The organism is Nocardia cerradoensis NBRC 101014, assembly GCF_000308535.1.
GTDB classification, from domain to species: Bacteria; Actinomycetota; Actinomycetes; order Mycobacteriales; family Mycobacteriaceae; genus Nocardia; species Nocardia cerradoensis.
The window spans coordinates 1-4,417 of sequence record NZ_BAFW01000320.1; the positions used below are offsets into that span (position 1 = coordinate 1).

Consider the following 4,417-nt stretch of genomic DNA (forward strand, 5'->3'; position numbering starts at 1 on the left):
GTTCCTACCGCGGCGCCGGCGATTCCGCCGATCGTGCCACCGATCAGCCCACCCACGACCGCACCCGCCACCGCCACAGGTGCGCCGGCCGCGAGCGCTCCGGCCGCGCCGCCGATTCCGGCGCCGGCGAGGGTTGCGCCGCTGACCCTGTCCGAGCGCCCTGCCGGTATGCCGATCGAATCCAGGGCGGTGGCGACCTGCGCTTCCGCACCGGCCGCGGTGTTGTTGATGCAGTCGCGTGCCTCGGGTGGAAGCCAGTCCGGTGCCGGGGCCTGCCATTGGCCGATACGGATGGTGTTGTCCGGCGGCTGAATCGGCGCGACCGGCGCAACCGGTTCGGGCAGATGAAGATCCTGCACCTGCACCGGCGGTGCTGGGTCGTCGGCCGGTTCGGGGCGCGGGCTGCGCCCGTTGCGGACCTCGGGCGGCTGCTCGACATACACCGACTCCGGTTCGGGTGCCGGTTCCGGTTGCGGCTCCGGCGCGGCCGGTGCCGGTGGAGGTGGGGGCGGCGGTGTCGCGGTGCCGGGCTGAGCGGGGCTGGTCACGCCAGGCTGGTCCGCAATCGAATCCGTCGATGCGCCCGCCGTGCCGGCGCACGCCATCACAATCAGCAGCGGAACAGTACCGGCAACCACGAGCGAACCGTGACGGGGCCGGCCTGCCCGGGACCGCTCCCCCGCTCTTTTACACACAGTTGTAGATCCTTTGTTGCCGTTTTTAAATCCTGTTTTCGGCATGCCGAATAAACCCTTCGAACCGAGGACGAGGAAAAGGAAAGAAAGAATGATGCGGCGCAATCAGGGGATCAGCGCCCCGGCGTCATCAACGCCGAACAACCGGGGCTCCGATCCGGCGTTTCAGCAGCTCAGATGAACGGCAGGACGAGCGAGAGCACTTGCGCGGCGATCGTCAGTCCGTTCGAGACTGCCGCAGAACCGGTATTGATCCAGGAAAGAACGACCATCGGATCCACAATCAATTTCCCTTCGGAGCAGGAGCAGTTGCCCTACCATCAAAACGCGGGAAACGCTGCTCCACCAGGTGTTGAAGGGATGGAGTTTTTATATATAACCGCACCACCCCCGCAAACAGGTGGGATTACCTGCGACAGCGTCGGAAACAGATACTCGGAGTATCCCTCGAATTTTTTCCCGTCCGGCGCGGATTCGTGGGCACCACGGAGTGGATGCGGCCGTGGGGCCGGGGTCGAACGGGCCTCTTCGCCGGTGAGACCGCTGATTGTTGTTGCCGCCAGCAAGGGACTCTGGTATGAACGAAAGCGCTCGGGGGAGAAGGCTTTTCACCAATTCCTGTATTCGCCGTCACGAAAGTGTCGGCGTTCGAGGGGTTTCATGACCACCACCACACCCGATTCACCTGATGCTCGACAGTCACCCGAGGTCCCCCGTTTGGCCGGTGATGTGCCGGTTCGAATTCCAACACTCGGGCCCTGGCTACGGGTGATGCGCGAACACCGCGATCTGACCCGCGAGCTGGCCGGCCAGTACACACACATCAGCGCCGCCTATCTCAAGTCGATCGAGACCGGTTCCGCGACCCCGCGCCGCCACACCCTCGACAAGATCATCACCGGCTACGAACTGACACCGACCCAAAACCGCCACACCATCGACTTGTGGGAACCCGCCGCCGTCCTAACCCCATTGGACGAGCTGCGTCAGCGCGTAGCGACGCGTGGACGCCAGGCCGAGTTGGCGACATGGAACGCCCGGTCCATTGCCTGCGGCTTCTGCGATCCACTGTGGAACGTCCTGGCAGCCAACCCCAAGTTCCACAACATGTTTCCCGGCCTGGACCAGGCGGAGAACAACCTCGCCATCTTGCGGTTTTCCTCGGCCGGCGAAGCCTGCCGCCCGAGTGCCGCTGCCGGTGAGGAGGACGCGTGGCTTTATGTCGCGACGCTGCGCGCGGCGCTGGGCCGCTTCCGCGACGCGCCGGAGGGAGCCCGCCTCCTTCGACGACTCGCCGCTAACACGCACTTCGCCGGGCTGTGGCGTAGCGGTGTCGAAGTCGCCTACAACCGCGGTCCGTCTCCGCGCCGCTCAGGCGACCACGACACGCCGGTCACCGTGCAAGTCACCGAACTCGTCGAAGAACCCGGAGTTCGGCTGTTCTTGGCGTACCGATCGCACGCTGCCGAGCATAAGGGCGCGGACGATGCTGGAGCGCAGCCCGTTTCATAGTGTGAGGGCGGTTGTGGTGTGTCGACCGATGAGCCTCCAGGCACCACCCGGTTCGACGATGCGGCGGACGCAGTGGCGGTCCCGCACGAGCCGACCTACCCGGTCAATGTTGGAGCTCGCGCTCTGCACAAGTCCGAAGCGTGGTATTTGCGGCAGCTGAAAGCCGGCTCGCTGCTGGGACATCGGGTGGGGCGAAGATGGTTTCTCACCTCCGCCGATATCGCCGCCGCCATCGAATATTCCGCCCCTGCGCCGCCACGCCACCGCCGCGGCCTACCTCGCCGTCGGCGCCGCAGCGCGGGTGTCGCCGTCGGCCCCATCCTGGACCCCGTGATGGTGTGCTTCACGGATTGGCGTGGCCCGAGAGAAGACCGCCAGCCATCCGCCTGTTCCCTCGCGGGCCTCGTTTATGTGTTCACCGGCGCCAACTCTGGCCGCGCGGGGGTGAGCTGGCCTTGCCACCACCCAACCCGGGGTGGAAACCGCAGCTCGGCTGCGGTGAACAGGTAGTCATGGGTGTCTCCCGTGCCAGGGTTGGTCATCCGCGTGCCGTAGATGAAGTCGGCGTTGGCCGGGCGCGTGGTCCACAACATCTCCCATTCCGGCACCCGGCTGCACACACCGAGCAGACGCTCCCGCTCGCATTCGGGCATCACACACTCGATCAGCGGCGCGGCGCCCCAGATCAGGCCGTGGGCGATCGTGCGCCAGTCCTGCCCGAGCAGCTTCCGAGTCCACGGGTCGGCCACCAGCCACTCGTAGATGCTCACCCCGGCACGCAGGTGCATCAGGGATTCACACGCCTGGTTGGCCGCCACGATGCGCCCCATGACGGTGTTGAGGATGAACACCGGCACCGTGATCGCCTCGATAGCGCGAAGTTCCAGATCGCAGGGTGCACTGTCATCGGATCGCAGCCGTCCCTCCCGCGCCGACAGCAGCAGGCGAATGTTGTTGTCCTGGACCTCCAAGGCTGCCAACACTTTTCGAATGTTGTCGTCGACGAGCGGACGCTTCTCGAGCTCTATCTTCTTGATCGTGTCCGCCGCCAGCCCGACCTGCCGGCCCAGCTCGAATCGGTTCAAACCCAGTTGCTTCCTGCGCTTTTCGATGAACGCGCCCAGGTTGCTGAACCTCGCCGGTACTGTCATGGTCTTCCCTCCCCGCCCGTCGTGCTGGGCAACCGGACACAAGTTGTCCCCGCTGTAACCGTTGACCCCATTCACGGTCCACACAATGCTAGAACCAGATCGCAAGCGCATACAGACCGCAACCACACAATCCGGTGTGACGCCGGTCATGAAATACAAAGAGGTATAAGCGCTTAGACCGCCTCGCCGTCGAGGCATGCCATTGCGCAACACATTTGGTTCGAAAAGCGCCCACGGGCGTGATGCGGGAGGGAATCGAAATGAGTCCAGAGCGCCGAGAGTTGTTGTCGTCCGACCTCGACCGCGGTTTCCGGATCGCCACGCAGGTCAGCGAGGCCGCCGACCTCATCAAGACCTATGCCGACACTGCCGATGACCTCGAATTGGCAGAATTCGCGCACCAATTCGCCACCGAGCTGCGCACCGAATGCATGCTCCGCGACCGGGCACAACTGCTCGCCACCGATAAACCCCGTATGTCATGGGCGGAATTCAGTGCCCGTCATCGTGTCGGCACCAGCACACAGCGCTGACGCGCCAGTGATCGGTCACAACTCAATGTGCACGAATACTGAGACTATTCATATTTTGGATCCGATTGGGTCGGTGTCGGGGAGAAACGGAGACAGGCGGGTGAACCCACGCGGCCACAGAAGCAATAGACACCCAGCCAGACGTACCCGACGCGCCCGCGCCGCCGCGCGGGTGCAGATGCCGGATCTCCACATCTGGTTGGATCAGGTGCGCCAGGAGCGTGGCTGGTCGCGCGAGATCGCCGCCGCTCGCGCCCGGATCAGCACGGCCTACCTGTTCAAGATCGAGCACGGCCGGTCCGTTCCCACCATCGATACCCTGGCCAGCATCGTGCGAGGCTACGACCTCGATCCCACTCAACGTCGCCACACCTACGACTTGTGGAACCCGCCCCAGCGGCTTCCAGCCGACGACGAACTTCGGCGCCAGATCGCGACGCCCGAAGTCAACGCCCATCTCGCATATCTGGATGCCGCGGATATCATCTGCGCCTACACCACTCCCCTGTCGACCGTGCTCACCGCC

At 64.6% G+C, this 4,417-nt stretch carries 5 protein-coding genes; 3 read left to right on the forward strand and 2 right to left on the reverse strand.

The window, feature by feature from the left end:
• The coding region (locus tag ON23_RS28440; protein ID WP_157170303.1) for a hypothetical protein at positions 1–800 on the reverse strand (800 nt) is incomplete at its 3' end.
• A 555-nt stretch (positions 801–1,355) separates the two neighbouring features.
• On the opposite strand from ON23_RS28440, the gene ON23_RS38125 reads away from it, so the two are divergent.
• Positions 1,356–2,207 (forward strand): MmyB family transcriptional regulator, encoded by an 852-nt coding sequence (locus ON23_RS38125; protein WP_157170304.1) that lies wholly within the window; start codon positions 1,356–1,358, stop codon positions 2,205–2,207.
• Between the two features lie 407 nt (positions 2,208–2,614).
• Here the strand turns inward: ON23_RS38125 and ON23_RS28455 are convergent, their stop codons facing one another.
• Positions 2,615–3,358: a helix-turn-helix domain-containing protein gene (locus ON23_RS28455; protein ID WP_039782024.1), complete on the reverse strand. Its 744-nt coding sequence runs from the start codon at positions 3,356–3,358 to the stop codon at positions 2,615–2,617.
• Positions 3,359–3,618: 260 nt separating this feature from the next.
• On the opposite strand from ON23_RS28455, the gene ON23_RS38600 reads away from it, so the two are divergent.
• Both ON23_RS38600 and ON23_RS38605 read left to right on the forward strand, forming a co-directional pair.
• On the forward strand, positions 3,619–3,891 hold the full coding sequence (locus ON23_RS38600) for a hypothetical protein (RefSeq protein WP_167331906.1): 273 nt from the start codon (positions 3,619–3,621) through the stop codon (positions 3,889–3,891).
• A gap of 178 nt (positions 3,892–4,069) precedes the next feature.
• On the forward strand, positions 4,070–4,417 hold a 348-nt coding region (locus ON23_RS38605; RefSeq protein WP_167331907.1), incomplete at its 3' end, for a helix-turn-helix domain-containing protein.